At 37.7% G+C, this 17,738-nt stretch carries 12 protein-coding genes; 6 read left to right on the top strand and 6 right to left on the bottom strand.

Translation table 11 applies throughout. The features are described 5' to 3' along the window. Positions 1-42: 42 nt before the first annotated feature. Positions 43-1,212 (top strand): NAD(P)-dependent malic enzyme, encoded by a 1,170-nt coding sequence (locus tag BUB05_RS12480; protein WP_073049949.1) that lies wholly within the window; start codon positions 43-45, stop codon positions 1,210-1,212. Between the two features lie 73 nt (positions 1,213-1,285). Here BUB05_RS12480 and BUB05_RS12475 read toward each other — a convergent pair whose 3' ends face one another. The 4 genes from BUB05_RS12475 to BUB05_RS12460 form a co-directional block, all read right to left on the bottom strand. Beyond that, a complete protein-coding gene (locus tag BUB05_RS12475; protein ID WP_073049948.1) occupies positions 1,286-3,253 on the bottom strand; it encodes an S-layer homology domain-containing protein in 1,968 nt (655 codons plus the stop codon). 140 nt (positions 3,254-3,393) lie between these two features. Next, positions 3,394-4,896, bottom strand: a complete 1,503-nt coding sequence (locus BUB05_RS12470; RefSeq protein WP_094762916.1) for an S-layer homology domain-containing protein — start codon at positions 4,894-4,896, stop codon at positions 3,394-3,396. A gap of 152 nt (positions 4,897-5,048) precedes the next feature. Then, positions 5,049-5,963 (bottom strand): CobW family GTP-binding protein, encoded by a 915-nt coding sequence (locus BUB05_RS12465; RefSeq protein WP_073049946.1) that lies wholly within the window; start codon positions 5,961-5,963, stop codon positions 5,049-5,051. 111 nt (positions 5,964-6,074) lie between these two features. Then, positions 6,075-7,430 carry a uroporphyrinogen decarboxylase family protein gene (locus BUB05_RS12460; RefSeq protein WP_073049945.1) on the bottom strand — a complete coding sequence of 452 codons (1,356 nt, stop codon included), beginning with the start codon at positions 7,428-7,430 and terminating at the stop codon, positions 6,075-6,077. A gap of 221 nt (positions 7,431-7,651) precedes the next feature. Here BUB05_RS12460 and BUB05_RS12455 point away from each other — a divergent pair, with 221 nt between their 5' ends. Then, entirely contained in the window at positions 7,652-8,911 is a 1,260-nt protein-coding gene (locus BUB05_RS12455; RefSeq protein WP_073049944.1) for a helix-turn-helix domain-containing protein, read from the top strand. 48 nt (positions 8,912-8,959) lie between these two features. Here the strand turns inward: BUB05_RS12455 and BUB05_RS12450 are convergent, their stop codons facing one another. Next, complete coding sequence (locus BUB05_RS12450; RefSeq protein WP_073049943.1) at positions 8,960-9,598, bottom strand: hypothetical protein; 639 nt, start codon at positions 9,596-9,598, stop codon at positions 8,960-8,962. A 9-nt stretch (positions 9,599-9,607) separates the two neighbouring features. After that, positions 9,608-11,380 (bottom strand): ASKHA domain-containing protein, encoded by a 1,773-nt coding sequence (locus BUB05_RS12445; protein ID WP_073049942.1) that lies wholly within the window; start codon positions 11,378-11,380, stop codon positions 9,608-9,610. Between the two features lie 213 nt (positions 11,381-11,593). Here BUB05_RS12445 and BUB05_RS12440 point away from each other — a divergent pair, with 213 nt between their 5' ends. The 4 genes from BUB05_RS12440 to BUB05_RS12425 are packed head-to-tail and all read left to right on the top strand — an operon-like array spanning position 11,594 to position 17,644. Beyond that, on the top strand, positions 11,594-14,503 hold the full coding sequence (locus BUB05_RS12440) for a glycoside hydrolase family 2 TIM barrel-domain containing protein (protein ID WP_073049941.1): 2,910 nt from the start codon (positions 11,594-11,596) through the stop codon (positions 14,501-14,503). Next, entirely contained in the window at positions 14,493-16,292 is a 1,800-nt protein-coding gene (locus BUB05_RS12435) for an alpha-galactosidase (protein WP_073049940.1), read from the top strand. The genes BUB05_RS12440 and BUB05_RS12435 overlap by 11 nt, the downstream gene beginning before the upstream one ends. A gap of 12 nt (positions 16,293-16,304) precedes the next feature. Next, on the top strand, positions 16,305-16,841 hold the full coding sequence (locus BUB05_RS12430; RefSeq protein ID WP_073049939.1) for an HD domain-containing protein: 537 nt from the start codon (positions 16,305-16,307) through the stop codon (positions 16,839-16,841). A 59-nt stretch (positions 16,842-16,900) separates the two neighbouring features. Further along, the gene (locus tag BUB05_RS12425; protein WP_073049938.1) at positions 16,901-17,644 is read left to right on the top strand and encodes a peptidylprolyl isomerase; all 744 of its coding nucleotides are present in this window, start codon (positions 16,901-16,903) and stop codon (positions 17,642-17,644) included. The last annotated feature ends 94 nt before the right edge of the window (positions 17,645-17,738 follow it).

Here is a 17,738-nt window from a genome sequence, read left to right as displayed (position 1 = left end):
TATCTTTAATAGCAAACTATTTATAATATTATGGAGGGTATAATGGATTATAATAAAATGGCACTTGAAATGCACAAAAAGCTTGTTGGAAAGATATCAGTAACAAGCAAGGCTCCGGTAAACAACAAGGACGACCTGTCAACTGCTTATACGCCAGGGGTAGCGGAGCCCTGCAGGGTTATACACGAGAAACCGGAAACCGTATACGACTATACTGCGAAATCCAACCTCATAGCGGTTGTATCGGACGGTTCTGCAGTATTGGGACTAGGAGACATAGGAGCTGCAGCATCGATTCCAGTAATGGAAGGCAAATGCGTACTGTTCAAGGAATTTGGAAATGTTGATGCATTCCCTATCTGTCTTGACACCAAGGATGTTGATGAAATTGTAAGGACTGTACAGCTGATGGAACCTGTATTCGGCGGAATAAACCTTGAGGACATCGCTGCACCAAGATGCTTTGAAATAGAGGAGAAGCTCAAGAAGGTTACGAATATACCAATATTCCATGATGACCAGCATGGTACAGCAGTTGTGACGACTGCAGCCATAATAAACGCTCTTAAGATTACAGGAAAGAAATTCGAGGATGTCAAAGCTGTTATAAACGGATCCGGAGCGGCAGGTAACTCTATAGCAAAGCTTCTTCTCAGTATGGGAATCAAGGATATATTCATGTGCGACAGGAAGGGAATAATTTACAAAGACAGGGAGGGTCTTGACAAGTACAAGAAAGAGCTTTCTGAAATTACAAACAATGAAAACAGGATTGGTAGTCTTGCGGATGCAATGTCTGGAGCCGACATATTCATAGGAGTTTCGGCACCTGGCATAGTGTCAAAGGAAATGGTTGCATCCATGAATGAAAAGGCAATAGTCCTTCCGATGGCAAATCCGGTTCCTGAAATCATGCCGGACCTTGCGATAGAAGCTGGAGCAATGGTAGTAGGTACTGGAAGGTCGGATTTCCCTAACCAGGTAAACAATGTTCTTGCATTCCCTGGAATTTTCAGGGGAGCTCTTGATGTTAGAGCTTCTGACATCAACGAGGAAATGAAGATGGCCGCTGCCAAGGCTCTTGCCGATTCAGTAGGAGACAAGCTTGCTGTTGACTTCATTCTTCCAAAGGCTTTCGATGAAGGATATTCAGAGAAAGTGGCTGAAGCTGTCAAAAAGGCCGCAATTGATTCGGGAGTTGCCAGGATATAGAACCGATAATTCAAAAAAATGAAGCCCGCATTAGCGGGCTTTATGCTTGATTTTATAAGAAACATGATTAATGTTAATCATCGTAGAAAATGCATAGACTTATGATGTCGCCGTTTGCCAACAATCTGGCTTCAACTTTGTACTCTGTATCATTATCCATATCAAAGTCTTCATATTCTGTTATGCTGATTTCTTCACCATTCATGAATATTTCAATGTCTTTATCAAAGTCGAATTCGTCAGGACTTGATTTTCCTTTGGGGATTATATCAACACTGTCATCGTCATCCAGGTTCGCATCGTACTCCAGTTCACCCTCAAGCTCTTCGTAAAATATAAGGATTTCGACGATATCTCCATTTTCCTCTGTAATTTCTACTTCGAGACCAACATGTTTGTAGTGACTCAGTCTGTCAATTTCATCCTCGGCATCATTATCACAGTTGTTGCCAACTAGAATTTCAACATCTTCATCAATATCATAAAATACGGTTTCATCTCCGTCTTCTTCCAATGTTATTTCAACAAGAACATCATCGTCATAATCGAATTCTGACAATGTTCCTTCAAGATTGGCTTCTTCTTCATCGTAGGAAATGCACATGCAGATAATATCATTGTTGCCTAAAAGACCTGCCTTCACTTCATAATCGACATCTTCATCCATGTCAAAGTCCTCGAATTCGGATATGCTTACTTCCTCACCATTCATGAATATTTCAATGTTTTCATCAAAGTCAAACTCATCAGGACTTGATTCTTCTTCGGGGATTATATCCACAGTGCCATCGTCATCCAGGTTATTGTCGTATTCAAGCTCGCCTTCAAGTTCATCATAGTATACAATGATTTTTACTACTACATCGTCTTCAAGGTATAATTTGACTTCAAGATCCAAATGCTTGGTTTCAAGTTCATCCAGTTGATCCTCCGCTTCCTCGCAACATGTGTTTCTGACTTCGATTTCAACATCTTCATCGATGTCTGAGTACCTGACTGAATCCACTTCAACCCAGTCAAAAACATCATCGTCATAATCGAAATCTTCAAGTGTTCCTGTTTCTTCATCTTCTTCTACGGAAGTTTCAATTACATCGATTTTTACAACCAAATCATCATTGTTTATTTTAAGTCTTACAGTATCGCCCTTATAGTCATCATCCAGTTCCTCAAGAGTCAATTCGTCATCATCATCGAAGACTTCAACGTCTTCATGGATGTCATACTTCGGAGTTCCATCATCTGTTCTGATCTCTATTTCATCATCTGTATCATCTCCGCTGCTGTTGAAATCGACGTTGATAAGCTCTCCAGTTACATAGTCATAATTGCCGTAATTGTAATCAAAATCATAGTTGTTGAAAATTCTGTACATCAGTACGGCGCATTCTGCTCTTGAAAGTGATTTTTTGGGCTGGAACTTGTTCTTGTAGCCTATCATGAATCCTTTGAGCTTCATTTTGTATACAAACCATCCATATTTTCCGCTGATCTCGTCATCGTCGTCAAACCATTCTCCGAGTTCATCTACAACATCTTCATAATCACCATTGCCTTCCAGAGCTGTGATAATAAGTTTTGCGGTCTCTTCTCTTGATGCTGATGAATTGGGCCTGAAGTCTTCAATATTGTCCTCGTTGAGTATTCCTTCATCCCATGCAAGAGCGATGTAGGGAATCATCCAAGATGCAGGTGTTCCACCCTCGTACTCTTCGGGAAGCTCATCATATCTGGTTGGATGGTCATCGATCTCATCTTCAAGTCCCAGCATCCTTATGAGCATTACCAACACTTCAATTTCGCTTGCAGAACGCTGTGGTGAAAATATCCCATAACCTACACCTCTAAGTATGCCTTTGTCGGCCAGGAACATTATTGATTCCCGTGCCCAGTCGTAGTTGTTCAAATCATTGAACATTGCGATTTTTTTTGCCTGACCCGGTGGGATGAAATTTCCTCTATATGGATCTGCAAAAGCTGCAGGTGCCGTCATGCTGATGATGAGCATGACAGCTATCATAATCAGTATAAATCTCTTCATAACAAACACCTCTATTTAATTTATTTTCCTGCTATTATAATATACGATAGGGAAGAGGGAATAGTTGGGGTAACGTTTTTTTGTTGAATAAAAGGAAGCCGCATTGTGCGGGCTTCCTTCAATTGAAAAAGTCTTAATTATTATAGTTCAAGTTTAATAATTTCACCTTCACCATCAACCTTGAACTTAACACTTTCTTCATCATCAATCAAATCATCTAGCACATCTTTTAAATCATCAATGTCATCAAAATCAGGACTTATTTCACAGTCAATTGTTAGTTCAAAATCAATTTTTTTATCCTTTTCCTTATCGATATTCTTGTCGTCGATATAAACAATGATTTTTTCGAGTTCGTCATCCTCGTCTCCGGAACCATTTTCATCAATTTCGTAATCGAGAAGTACAAACTCATACTCAGCAGTTATGCAAAGTTCAATCAAATCTCCATTCCCTAATAGCCTGGCTTCAACTTTATACTCTAAGTCATCGACATCATAGAATGTGAAATCATCGAAGTCTTCTTCTGACAAGGATTCTCCGTTTATGCAGATTTCTATGTTTTCATCAAAATCATATTTGTCTGAGTCTTCATCTTCTATTAAATAAGCGTATTCTTCATCTTGAGTTTCGTCAACATCGATAGTGCCTTCAAGTTCATCATAGAATATCTTGATTTTCACAACGACATCGTCTTCTTCAAAAACAGCAACTTCAAGACCTTCGTACTTTTCCTTGTCATCAATAAAGTCTTCAAGATCTATTTCGTCATCAGCATCTTTGCAACAGTTGTTATCAATTTCAATCTCAAGGTCTTCATCAAAACTGTCAAAATCAATCTCGTCGTCCAGCTCGATGGCTTCAAGTGTAGTACTATCACTTTCGTCAATGTCTGTTAGTATTCCTGTTGTATATTTTTCAGTTTTGTCATTATCCATCCAATCAAAATCAAAATCGAAATCAACGAAGAGTCTCTGCATTATCAAAGTGAATTGAGCTCTTGTAACAGGTTTTTGGGGTTGCATTTTATTGTTGTAACCTATCATCAGCCCTGTATGCTTCATTAGTTTAACGGCTTCAACATAATCAGGATCAACTTCATCTGCATCAACAAACATTGAATCTAAGTCGTCTGATATTTCTGCAGAAAAATCTTCTTCATTATCTATTATCCATTTGATGTATTGGGCGATTTCCATTCTTTTTACAGGAGTGTTTGGATTCATCATGGCCCTGAACCCGCTGTACTCTCCAAAAAATTCATCAGCCATGGCAAGATAGCCATACATCCAGCTAGCTGCATCTTCTTCGTCAATCCATTCAGGAAGGTCAGCATCCATGTCAACTTCTGGCTCAAGGTCCAACATTCTGATTAGCATGGTTACTACCTCTCCATGAGTAACTGGTTTGTTTGGAAGGAAGTTGCCGTAGCCGTCTCCCTTGATTATTCCTTTTTCTGCTATGAAGTAGATTGCATCACCTGCCCAGTCCTCGACGCTTGCAATATCGTCAAACATTCCAGCTTTAATCATTTGTTTTGCCTGTCCCGGAGGAATATTTCCATTTCCAGGTATAGCAACAGCTGTGGTCATCATACTCAACACCATTATTAGTGCCAGTAAAACAAGTAAAACTTTTTTCATACTTTAACACCCCATATAGTACTTAAACTTTTTTTAAGTACATTGAATTTTTTTATCTAGTATAAGATACGTTTTATATACATATAAATTGGGGTAAAAAAATACTGCTCAAGTGAGCAGTGAGGGAAATAACATTTATTGAGGGATAAATATTATATTGATATGGGTATGTTTAGGTGTTTCCTCCAAGAATTCGTAACGACGCTGATGATCTTGATTCCTACAGAGGAAATGATTACAAGGTTTGTATCTTCATCGCTTTTGTCCCAGGGGGAAATTCTCAGTTGGCTGTTTACCGCACTGACTTCAAAAAGACCTTTTTCCGTATTGACGAAGCCCTTCATCCTGAAGGTGGAGTCCTTGACGTCATCTATGAAGTTGCTGAGTCCTTTGTAATCCACAGTTTCATCAGTTTTCAAAACCAGTGTCTTTGGTCTGTTTTCCCTTGTGTTTGTAGTATCCTGTGACTCATAATCAACAGGGCTAAGATTGTCCAGAAGCTCTTTGATATCGGTGTCGCAGTAGACGGTCTTATATATATTGATATTATTGTTTAGTTCCAACAGCTTGACTTCAATTTCATTGATCTTGTCTTTTGACTGAAGGTCAGTTTTGTTGACTATGGCTGAGCTGCTGTACTGAATCTGTCGCGTAAGGGCAGGGAGGAGCTGCAGCTGCTGTAAAAAGTAGAGGGAATCGACTATGCATACGGAACCGGAATAGTCATATTCTTTTTCAGCTATTTTATTGACGGAACCAAGTATGGTTTCTATGTTTGAAGGGTCAGCGAGACCGGAAGCTTCCACTATGACATATTCGAAATCGTATCTAGTCATTTCTGCAAGAGCCTTGATGAAGTTGTCCTTGATACAGGCGCAGAATATTGAGCCGTTGTTGAGCTCCATAAGGTCAATGCCGTTTTTTTGTATCAATGTTCCGTCGATGCCTTTTTCTCCGAATTCGTTCATAATGACTCCAACCTTCTCATCCTTGAAGTCTCTTAGCAGGTTTGTAAGGAAAGTTGTTTTACCTGAGCCTAGAAAACCCGTTATAAGTACCAGTTTCATTGTATCACCTCTTTACAGTCAATTTATTTCATTGAACAATTGACGAATTTGAAAAAAGGGGAGTATAACTCCCCTTAATATCTTACCATATATTTTGGTTATTGCAGATTCTTATAGAAGCTTTTCGATAACTTCAGAGAATTCTTTTTTGCTTGGTATTATTGAAGACCACTTAAGCTCGCCGTTTACATATATTGAAGGCAGTTGCTTAACTTCCATTTTCATTGTTCTTGCTATGTCTTCCTTGATATTATACTGATAGTAGTTTACATCTATTTTATCGCCAAATTCATCCTTTTGAATTCTTGCTGCATCCTTCATGTATGTACATGCTGCACATGCAAGGGGATCCAGAAGGAAGGCTTCTACTAAAGGCTTGTCAAGATTCTCGTAATCAGGAAGCTCTATATCAATATCCATTGAGCTGGCTGCTTCATAGTTTTTAACCATTTCTCTTGTCTCATCAGTTTCAAGTACCGCCTGAGCAACAGCAATAGTGTTTTCGATCGGCACATCATAAGGCATGTCGCAACCTGGAGCAACTATGAGGTTGTGGTGGTCCATTGAATCTATCATGTCAACGACATATTTCATGTTGTCCTGTTGGTTACCGAAGAGCATTGTAGTAGTTAGAGGGATGTTTCCACCTAGTGCTATATTGTATTTGTCAGTAACGTTCTTTACATCTTGGATACAAACGTTCTCGTCAATTGAAACAGAGTCAGGATTTGTTTTACACATTACATCCATTTGTACTGTTGCGTTACCGCAAACGAAGAATGATGAGAATACTCCCTTTGATCTAATGTAGTCGTATGTAGCTGTAAAACCATCTGAGAGCATTGCTGTGAAGTGGTCAGGGGATACTTGAGACACAAGTGGATCGACAACTGCTATTACATCCATCCCTGCTTCAACATAATAATCTGTCATTGCGCATGCAACTTCCGTACAGAAGTCCATAAGGTCTCTTACATATTGCTCATCCATGATCATGTCCATGAATATTTCGCTTCCTCTTAAGTGAGATGCAAGTGTGAAAGGTCCGCATATAAGACCGTATAAAGCTGTTTGATCTCCGATTTCAGCCTTGACTCTTCTCATTACGTCAAGAATCATAGGAATTCTTCCCGATTCCTTTGATGGTATTGTACATTTGCAAGGTATTTTCTTTTCGCTTCCCATCAATGGGTGACTCATTACTGATGGAGGATTATCCTGTGCCCACAAAAGTTCGCATCCAAGGATCTCCGCTTCCAACTGCAGGTCGAAAACTATAGGCATTCCATCAGGAGTGTATAATTTGTTTACTTCGATAAGAGACTCATATAATTTGTCTCCATCTCTAAGAACTTCCTCGGCTGTGTATCCTTTAAGTTTTCCTGCGTGCACTCCTGCAAAAGGTACCCATGGAGCTCTTTCTGTCTTTTCATGTCTAAGTGTTTGGAATATTAACTCTTTTCCCATTTTTAAATTTCCTCCGATAAATATTTGGCTGTTTACTTGATTTTTATTTTGCTTGATGGTAACATTATACATAAATTAATTGTAAAAAAATAGTATCGTGAATGCTGAAAATTGTAAATTTATATACAAAAAAGCGGTTTCCCGTTATTTTATAACATGAAACCTAGTGAATATTTGTAAAAATGATATACAAAATTGTAAATAATTTCCAGGAGGACCATATGGGACGTAATATATTTCTTGAAAGCGGCAAACTCAATGTTGCTGTAATTCAGGATACAATAGATTCTTTCAGTTTTTCTACAGACGTACCTGTTACTGTATTTGATGACAATATGGATATAATAGCTGAAAGCTTAAATGAAAAGAAGATCTGCTGTTTTTTCGATATATACAGTAAAAAGAACAGTGTTTGCGGGAACAACCTCGTTTTTTCATCGGAACTTGCTGCCAAATTAGGGGAGCCTTACATATTTGTTTGTCCTTCCGGATTTGTTAATATTTCCATAGCGATTTTAAAGGAAAGTGAATTTTTCGGAGCTTTTATTGCCGGTCCCATAGCAATGGGTCCGATTGTCGAAGATACTGTTAAGGATCTTTTCAAGATACATGAAGCCAGTATGGACATATTTTCAAAGATTACATTGTTTCTGAGGAATATGAAGATTTATACCCCGGGCAAGGTCAATCATTTGGCATATCTGTTGAATTGTTGTGTTATGAGTATGTATTCCTGTCAGACAGAATATGAAAAAATCAACACCAATTATAAGGAACAGGCCAGAATAGGGGAGAACATACACGAGTATAAGAAGCTCAATATCGAGATGGTATATCCTTATGAAAAGGAAAAGGAACTTATAAGGAAGGTGAAGGATGGCGATAGTACAGGCGCCAAAGAGATATTCAAATCCTTGTTGAATGAGGTTCTTCTTCTGGAAGGAGGAAATATAGAGGTAATAAAGGCAAGGGTTCTTGAATTATGTACAATATTGTCCAGAGCTTCTGTTGAGGGGGGAGCGTCACTCCAGAAAATATTTGGTATAAACTTTGATTTGATAAACTCTCTTAACAGTATTGACAATATACAGGAATTGATTAACTGGTCGGCAAAAATAACGGATCACTTCGTGGAGAATGTTTTTGGAAACATCTATTCAGGTAATTCATATATTGTTAGTCAGACAATACAGCATGTAAATGCCAACTATATGAACAAAATAACGCTTGCCAAGGTGTCAAATTACCTTCATATCAATTCTTCCTATCTTTCCAAGCTGTTTAAACAGGAGATGGGAATGAGCTTTACTGAATACCTTAATGAAGTAAGGACAAAGAGGAGCAGGGAGCTTTTGAAGGATACGGATATGGAAATTCTTGATATAGCTCTGTTCGTAGGATACGAAGACCAAAGTTATTTTACCAAGGTATTCAAGAAGATTACTGGAAAGACTCCAAGAAAGTTCAGAAAAGAAAGTTGAAAAAAGGGAACTGTCCGTCGGGACAGTTCCTTTAGTTTTTGAATACATCTATATACCTTCTCTTCTGAAAGGACAGTTGTGTGACTGGCAGGTGCTGCAGTCAAAATCAACTTCCAATTCAGGAATATTCTTATCTGCGCCATAAATGTAAAGGGTTGATTTCTCGGGATTTATCATGAAGGATTCAGTCAATTCTCCATTAACGTCAAAGTCCTTTTCTAGTTCTTCCATTATGGGCTTTTGGTATTCCATTTCGAAGGTGCATTCGCCTGGGGAATATCTTTTTGTAAGGAAATATCCCATTTCTTTCATTCTTTTTTTCAGATAGGAATATAGCTGGTTTGTAGCTTCCATAACTATGTCGTTTGCAACTTCATTCAACAAATATCCTTCAAGGTAGTTCTTGTCATCGAAGAGTTTTACTATATCGTCGTTTAAAGGATTACCTATGGTTGCATAACAGAATACAACCTTTTCGCAGTTGTCTACATCGGAAATGTCAAAGTTGAATTCATTTGGTTTAACGCTATAGATAACCTGGAATTCAATTCTGTCTTCAATATTTTCCACATATTTTTCATAAAGTTCATCTATGGTATCGTAAATCGGAGAATCTTCTCTGACTCTGATTCTGGTATATATCTTTTTCTTGTCAAGTTTTATGGTTGGTTTAAACACTTCTTTCATTATAGCCTCCTAGAATCCCATGCTCATGATGTAGTTGTTCTGGAATTCAGGATCTGAAGCCAGTTCAAGATGGGTGGTGTTTGATACTATTTCCCTGCATGTACTTGAAACATCTTCATCCAGGAGATACATCTGTACTCCGGTACCTGCAGCGTTTCCAATGGATTTTGCTGTTACATTTTCAAAATAGGGAAGCAGTCCAATACTTTCGGCATTCTTGATGTTTATATAGTTGCCGAAGGCTCCTGCAAGTAGTATCTCGTCAAGATTGTTTTCTGTAATGCCGTACTTTTCAATAAGCATTACACATCCCGTATATATTGCGCTTTTCGCAAGCTGGATTTGTCTTATATCCTTTTGTGTTACGAAAACTCCGTCTCCATTTACACTGTCTTCAGGAAGTACAAGCTGGAAAGCCGTAATTCCGTTATGGTTGCATATTCTATGGGTCAAGCTGCAGTTTGGCCTCAGTTTGTCGAATTCCTCCTGGGAAAGCATTTTACCGGATGCGTTTATGAAACCGAATTTAAAGAGTTCTGCAACAATATCAACAATTCCTGATCCACAAATCCCTTTGGCTTTTGTATTTCCTATTACTGAATATAATGCTTTTCCATCCAGTATTTCAAATCTTTCTATGGCTCCAGTCGTACCTCTCATGCCGTATTCCAATCCGGCACCCTCAAGAGCCGGACCACAGGCGGTAGAGGCTACAATGTATCTGTCGTTGTTGCCTATTCCTATTTCGCCGTTTGTTCCAAGGTCTACAACAAGCTTTATCTTAGGGTCATCCTTCAATGCTGTCAATACTGCAGTTGTATCCGCTCCGACAAACCCTCCAAGTAACGGCAGGAACGTAATATGGTTGCTGGCAGGACCCTGTATTCCAAGTTCTGTTCCTCTTGACTTTATTTCATCCTTGTATATTGAAACAAAAGGAGACATTCCAAGGTTTGACGGATTGAAGCCGTGAAACAGATGCTGCATGGTGCTGTTCCCGCAAATTATTGTTTGATACAGATTGTAGGGTAGATGCGGATAATCTTTTTCTGCCCTGTCAAGAAGTCCGTTTATAGTTTGTATTATTTTTCTTTGAAGTTCATCTATTCCATCTTCATTTGAAGTGCAGTGCATTATTCTGCTTATTACATCCGCTCCTCTGGATATTTGCTGATTCAGGTCTGAATAAGTACCTATAAGCTTGCCTGTGCACATATCATACAGATACATGACAACAGAAGTTGTTCCTATGTCTATGGCTGCGCCGTACAATAGATGTGACTGATCATTCTCTTGAACATCTATCAGCTTGCTTTTGTCATACACAATAGTAAATCCGTCAACATTATTATTGTTGATGACCCTTTCAAGGGTTTTAGTTGTATTGTAGTCGATTTCAAGATTGAGTTCTTTCTTGAAATATTCCCAATAATATCCACAGTGGTTCAAGGGGATATCAGTTTTCCTAATATATTTTTTACCTATTGAAGGATTAAAATTGAATTTTTCTCCTCCATTAGTAAGGATGGCAGCGTCTTTTTTGATATCTTCAGGATTCAAATAAACTGTCACGTCTTTTTCAACTTTTGTGATGCAGGAAAGAACCTCTTCTTTTTTGCCGTTGCATCTGATTGTCACCTTGCATTTTCCGCATGTACCTTTGCCTCCGCAAACCAGGTCCAGGGGATAGCCGGCCATAGAACAGGCATCAGAAAGAAGAGTACCCTTTTCGACACGTATAGCCTTATTGCTATGGTTAAAGAATACTTCTGCTTTATTCATAAAAATCTCCAAATCTTATTAATCAAGTAAATAGCCTGATTTAATTATAGTTCATATTTAAAAAAAGTCAATTGATATAAGTAATTTGAATCTTGTTTTATAATTGACAATAGTGATAAAATAGATGTAACTATACACTGCAGCAAAGTCGCGCCGGACACTGAGTGGATTGTGTTGGTTTTAGATGCTGCAAAAATGACGGGAGATGATTTTATGGACTTTTCTGAAAAAAGAGAAAGATGGACAATAAATATATGTAGTGGATGGAAATCCAAATATATTGAAAAACACTCCAATGAATACAACTATCTAGATTACGAATTTGATGACAGTGATTGGGATGTTATAGATATTCCTTTTGTATGGCAGATGGAAGGCCACGGAAGTCCTGAAAAGAATTATGAGAACGTTATCAAGAACTTGAACAGAAAAATCGACAGGACTACAGGTATTTTTGATAAACCTGTACATACCGGTTATTATAGAAAAACGATTGAAATACCATCTTCATGGGAGGGACGAAAAGCTTTTCTCAAAGTTGGAGGAGTCAAGTCCAGTATAGAAGTGTGGGTTAATGGAGAGAAAGTTGGTTATTCACTGGGTACCATGGGTGACCTCTATTTTGATATGACGAAATTTGTCAAACCGGGTAAAAACCTGCTGGCATTAAAAGTACAAAGATTTTCCAATGCTTCATTCCTTGATTGTTCAATGGATTGGTTTTTGAGCGGGATTTTCAGAAGTATAGAATTGCATTCGGAACCTGAAATATTTATAAAAGATCTCTTTGTCAGGAGCACTTTTGACGATGATTATGAGGATGCAAGACTGTGTGTGGAAACCTGGGTTGAAAATTCAACAGAAAAAAACAGGGATTTGAAGCTTGAACTTAGAATAGGTAACAGGGTTCTAATGACAGCGGGTTTTGTAGTCAACAAGGATTCTGAAGAAAAAGTGTACATATGCAAGCTCATTGAAAAGCCAATCAAGTGGAATGATGAAAATCCTTATCTCTATGATGTTGATATAGTACTTAAGGACAATGATGATAGTGTCTTGTCGGAAAGAAGAATTAAACATGGATTCAGACAAGTCGAGATAAGGAAATCACAGTTTCTTGTCAATGGAACACCTATAATATTTAAAGGAGTCAACAGGACGGATTTGGAAAGCATATCAAATGATGATGTTGATAAAAATATAAGGGAAGACGATATAAAGCTGCTTAAACGAAATAATATAAATGCTGTTTTAGCCTGCGACTTTCCCAGCGATCCTGCCTTCTATGACCTGTGCGATAAATATGGAATTTATGTGGTAGCTGAACTGGGAATCAATACAAGCCAGTCTCTTAAGAAACTTCCTGAAGGCTTTGACTGGAACCGGGCTGCATTGAATAGAGTAACCAATACTGTAAAGAGAGATAAAAACCATCCATCGATCGTCATGTGGTATCTTGGTAAGGATACGGGTTGTGGACTCAACTATTTGATGATGAAAGACTATTTGGATGATTTTGATGATTCAAGACCGGTAAGCTATATTGGAAGTACTGGCTCAATAGGAGGAGATGTGCTTTGCACCCAGTATCCGACTATTGAAATTGAGCAAAAGATAGGTACACTTAAATCAATAAAGAATTTTTTCAAGGACACAAAGGCGATTAATGAAAGTAAATCTCTTAAGATAAGCGACTATATCAAGAAGCCGGTATTCAGCAGCAAGCTGTCATTTATTGAAGGCAATTGTCTTGGAAACATGTATGAGCATATGGAAAACTACAAGAAATACAACAACCTTTGTGGTGGATTTATTTCGGACATGAAGGATATAGGCATATATAGAAATGGCAACCAAAATATCGAAAGAGAAGGTTTGATTGATATTGAGGGTACACCTAAGCCTATGTTCTATGAAATTAAGAAAGTATTTCAAAATATTGATACATTCAAACGGGAAGATGGCGACAGTATAATACTGGAAATTGAAAACAGGTACAAGCATTTCACTTTTGATGATTTTGTATTGAATATAAGCATAGCGGAAAATGGCAACAAGATATATGAAAGAGATGTAATAATGGAGTTGAAAGCAGAGGGAGGAAAGACCATTTTTGAATTTACTCCAGAGATAGAGAAAGTTGAAGATTGTGAGTATATACTTACAGTTTCATGGATGTTAAAAAAGGATGTTGATTGGGCGCCCCAAGGTTTTGAACTTGCATGGGACCAATTTGTATTATATGATTCCATGTATGCATGCAAGGCTGTAGAAGATACTGAAGGCGAGCCCTTAACAGTTCTTGAAACAGGAGAGTTCATCAGTATAAAAAACAGTGAATGCAGCATTATCATAAACAAGAAGACGGGGAACATAAAAAACATCAACATGGGAAATGGAAATATTCTGTATAAGGAAATTTTGCATAGATTTGATAGAGATGCTACTGATGTTGATAAACGGAAGGATAAAAATACTTTTAGAAATATATTAAACAGAAATGACCAGTGGGAAAATGTGCTGAAAAAGAAAAAAGTATTAAATACAATTACTGAAAAGTATGCTGACAAGGTTGTTGTATATTTTGAAATTGAATATCCTTTGGCCAAGAGTCCTTCGTTTTTAAGTTATGAGATTAGAAACAACTGTGATTTTCTTATTCATAATGAAATTGAGCCGACAAAGGAAATGCCAAGATTTGGAATGCAGTTTGAACTTGCTGAACAGCTTGACTTTGTAAGATATTATGGGAAGGGTCCCCATGAAAACTATATAGATAGAAACAAAGGTGCAAAGACAGGGATTCATGAGTTGCAGCTGAGGGACTTCAACTATGATTATTTGAATGAACAGGAAAGAGGGAACCGTACAGATGTGAGGTGGATGAAATCATATAGTGACATAAATTCCATAGAAGTGGAAGCGATTGGTGAAAGGAAATTTGATTTCAGTATTGAGCAACGTGAAGAAAAAACGGTTTTAAATGTTGATTACGGACAGAAAGGTGTAGGCGGTGATGCAGTGACAGATGCGGAAATATTGGATAAATACAAACTGAACAAAAATGCTGAATATAAATACACCTTTAGAATTTCATTTAAGGGAGAACCCTATGAAGTTTGATGAAGGCATTATTAAGCTAAGTATAGGAAACAAAACAAAAACAATAAAATTCAATGATTTGGATAAGGCACGCAAAGATGGAATACATCTGGAAATTAAAACTGAAAACATAAGGAATGGTGAAATCTACAGTATAGTATTAAAAACGACTAAAAAATGTTACCTGGAGAGGATAGAGCTTGACTTTAATTTCAGAGCATCTTATTTCAGCATGTTTTCAAATGGATACCAAAGCATGAGCGAGAGCAGGGAGTATCTAAAGACTGAAAGAATGAAAAAAGCCGGGTTGATGAATCGAATCAGAGGCTATGACAGCTATGGGGATTACAGATTTGTCGATTATGTCAGAAAGAAAGGGTGTATTCATTCTACGGGATATACATATCTGAAAAGCTTCAAGTCAACTCTTTTTGCTGCATCATTGAATGAAGACAAGGGATTTACATTTTTTTACGGTAATATATCTGACAAGAAGATTAAGGTCCTAAAAGACCTTTCAGGTACTGAAGTTGAGGATTCCATGGAAGTTTTAAAAATCATGATGTCATATGATGTTGATGATTCGTGGAAGTACTATTCTAAGCTTGTGAAGGGAAAGAATGTTGAAAACAGGAAAATTTCCATGTGGAGAAGTTTCGGACGATATGGACATGGAGTTGATTGCAAGGAGATCATTAACAACCTTGATAGTATCCGTGAGAATAATATAGCCTATGATATAATTCAAATAGATGGTGGATATGAAGCAAACCTGGGAGACTGGATGGAATCCAGCAAGGGATTTCCACAGGGATTAAAATTTGTTGCAGATAAAATTAAGGAAAAGGGTTATGTCCCTGGAATATGGATTGCGCCATTTATCTGCAGCAACAAATCAAGCATATATAAGAACCATAAGGAATGGCTGTTGAAAAACAGCCAAAATGCAGAGGTGGCGGCTGGCAGGGATTCGTCTCTGGGTGGTAAAATCCTTGCACTGGATATTCAAAATGAAGAATTCAAGGTTTATCTGAAGGAAGTTTTTGATTATCTGAAGAACTGTGGATTTGAATTTATAAACGTCGACTATATGCATGCTTCCTGCATGATTCCTGGAAAAGGCAAGAACAGAGGTATGGTACTTAATGAGGCAATATCGTATATTGAAGAAATTTCAAAAGGCACCAGGATAATGCTAAGCGGCACACCTCTGGTTAATGCATTTAAAAAAGTTGACTACTGTAGTGTCAGCTGTCTGAATGGTTATTCCTGGGAAAATACGGCTGAAAAAAACAGCAATCTAAAGGAAAGAAGAAGCGTCTACAATTCCCTTGTCAGCACATTGAACAGATATAGATTAAATAAGAACATGTTCAATAGCGTTCCGGGAATATTCACCTTAAAGAACAAGGGGTCCAATTTGAACAAGCACGAGAAGTACTCTATGCTGTTTTTGTCATATGTTATGGGAAATGTTATAATGAATTCAGACAATATCGCCAATTATAATGACCTCGAGAAGCACACTTTGAAGTCTTTGTATCCTCTCATTGATCTTAATGTCTATCATATGGAAATAATTGATAATGTATACAAAATCAAATTGATGTATGGTGAATTTCGTTATGAAGTCTATTTTAATTCAAATGATGCAGTCAAGACAGCTATTTTGAGGTATGACTGTTTCAATAGGCACAGGGAAGATTTCAAGAAAGCGACAATAATTGATATAAAACCGCATGAAACAAAATATTTCATTATTGGAGACAAGGAGAAAATAACCAACTGGAGTCATTTGATAGTGAATTAGGAAGGGATATCTATGATTAAACGGGCTTTGGATTTTGTTAATGAAAAACACAAGAATCAATTAAGAAAAGGGTCAAGCATACCATATGTATTTCATTTAACTGATACTGCATGTTATGTGGCACAGCTTGGTTGTGATGAAGAAATGGTGGTCGCAGCCCTTCTTCACGACTCTGTAGAGGATGCAGATGTGACATATGAAGAGATAGAGATTCTTTTCGGAGTCAGGGTTTCAGAACTGGTCAAGGACTTAAGTGAAGAGGATAAGACCATGTCATGGAAAGAAAGGAAGCTTGAAACCATCAATGAACTAAAAAACAATGATTGTCATGACGTTAAACTCATATCTTGTGCAGACAAGCTCAGCAATGTAAAAAGCATACTTTTTGACATGAATATAATTGGTGACGAAATATGGGACAGATTCAATGCAGGATACGAAGATCAAAAGTGGTATTATACTGAACTGGTCAAATGTTTCCATTCCCTTGAGGGTATTTGCATATACAATGAGTTTGTTGCGGTTGTCAATAAAATTTTCGGAGAATGATTTGCAAAAAAACTCAATATATTATATGATAGTCAGGATAAAACATAAGGAGATTTGATTTGGAAAATAAAATATTAGCAAAAGTAAATGGAAAAGAAATAACACAGTCAATGTTGGACAGAATAATGCAAAATATACCCCCGCAGCAAGTTGCTCAGATGAAGAGTGAAGAAGGACAGAAAAGGCTTCTTGACGAAGTTGTTTCGGGAGAGTTGTTGTATTTTGATGCTGTTGATAAAGAAATGGACAAGGAAAAGAACTTCATTGAATTGCTTGAAGATGCAAAGAGAAGCCTTCTTCAAAGATATGCAGTGGAAAGTATAATTGCTGGCGTAAGTGCTAGTGATGAAGACGCCAAAACATACTATGAATCAAATTCAGCTCAGTTTGAAAAGGCTGCCGAGGTATCAGCAAGACACATACTTGTTGACGATGAAGAGAAAATTAAAGATGTGAAAGAGGAAATAGAGGGCGGCCTTGATTTCGCTGAAGCAGCTACGAAATATTCTTCATGCCCTTCTAAGCAAGCTGGAGGAACCCTTGGAAGCTTCAGCAAAGGCAAGATGGTACCTGAATTTGAAGAAGCGGCATTTAATCTTGAAATAGGTCAGTTGAGCGAGCCGGTAAAGACTCAGTTTGGATATCACCTGATCATGGTTGACAGCAAGACGGAAGCTGGAACTATGAGTTTCGAAGAGGTTAAAGATGGAATCAAGCAGAACCTTCTTAATCAGAAACAGTTTGAAGCATACAACAACAAGGTTGCAGAACTCAAAGCAAAATATACTGTAGAAATTCTATAACAGCAATTTACTAGAACCGCCTGATCTTTGGATCCGGCGGTTTTTTGCGATGTGATATTCAAGATAATTCCGGCTTCTGGGGATTATCGCTCAT

The sequence above is a fragment of the Dethiosulfatibacter aminovorans DSM 17477 genome, assembly GCF_900142005.1.
GTDB lineage: Bacteria > Bacillota > Clostridia > Tissierellales > Dethiosulfatibacteraceae > Dethiosulfatibacter > Dethiosulfatibacter aminovorans.
Note: the sequence above shows the minus strand (reverse complement) of the source record. Positions and strands in the feature narration are given on the sequence as shown.

Coding starts and splice junctions, on each gene's coding strand:
- BUB05_RS12455 (WP_073049944.1), top strand. CDS start 7,652: ATGGGACGTAATATATTTCTTGAAAGCGGCAAACTCAATGTTGCTGTA.
- BUB05_RS12475 (WP_073049948.1), bottom strand. CDS start 3,253: ATGAAGAGATTTATACTGATTATGATAGCTGTCATGCTCATCATCAGC.
- BUB05_RS12440 (WP_073049941.1), top strand. CDS start 11,594: ATGGACTTTTCTGAAAAAAGAGAAAGATGGACAATAAATATATGTAGT.
- BUB05_RS12465 (WP_073049946.1), bottom strand. CDS start 5,963: ATGAAACTGGTACTTATAACGGGTTTTCTAGGCTCAGGTAAAACAACT.
- BUB05_RS12430 (WP_073049939.1), top strand. CDS start 16,305: ATGATTAAACGGGCTTTGGATTTTGTTAATGAAAAACACAAGAATCAA.
- BUB05_RS12480 (WP_073049949.1), top strand. CDS start 43: ATGGATTATAATAAAATGGCACTTGAAATGCACAAAAAGCTTGTTGGA.
- BUB05_RS12470 (WP_094762916.1), bottom strand. CDS start 4,896: ATGAAAAAAGTTTTACTTGTTTTACTGGCACTAATAATGGTGTTGAGT.
- BUB05_RS12445 (WP_073049942.1), bottom strand. CDS start 11,380: ATGAATAAAGCAGAAGTATTCTTTAACCATAGCAATAAGGCTATACGT.
- BUB05_RS12460 (WP_073049945.1), bottom strand. CDS start 7,430: ATGGGAAAAGAGTTAATATTCCAAACACTTAGACATGAAAAGACAGAA.
- BUB05_RS12450 (WP_073049943.1), bottom strand. CDS start 9,598: ATGAAAGAAGTGTTTAAACCAACCATAAAACTTGACAAGAAAAAGATA.
- BUB05_RS12435 (WP_073049940.1), top strand. CDS start 14,493: ATGAAGTTTGATGAAGGCATTATTAAGCTAAGTATAGGAAACAAAACA.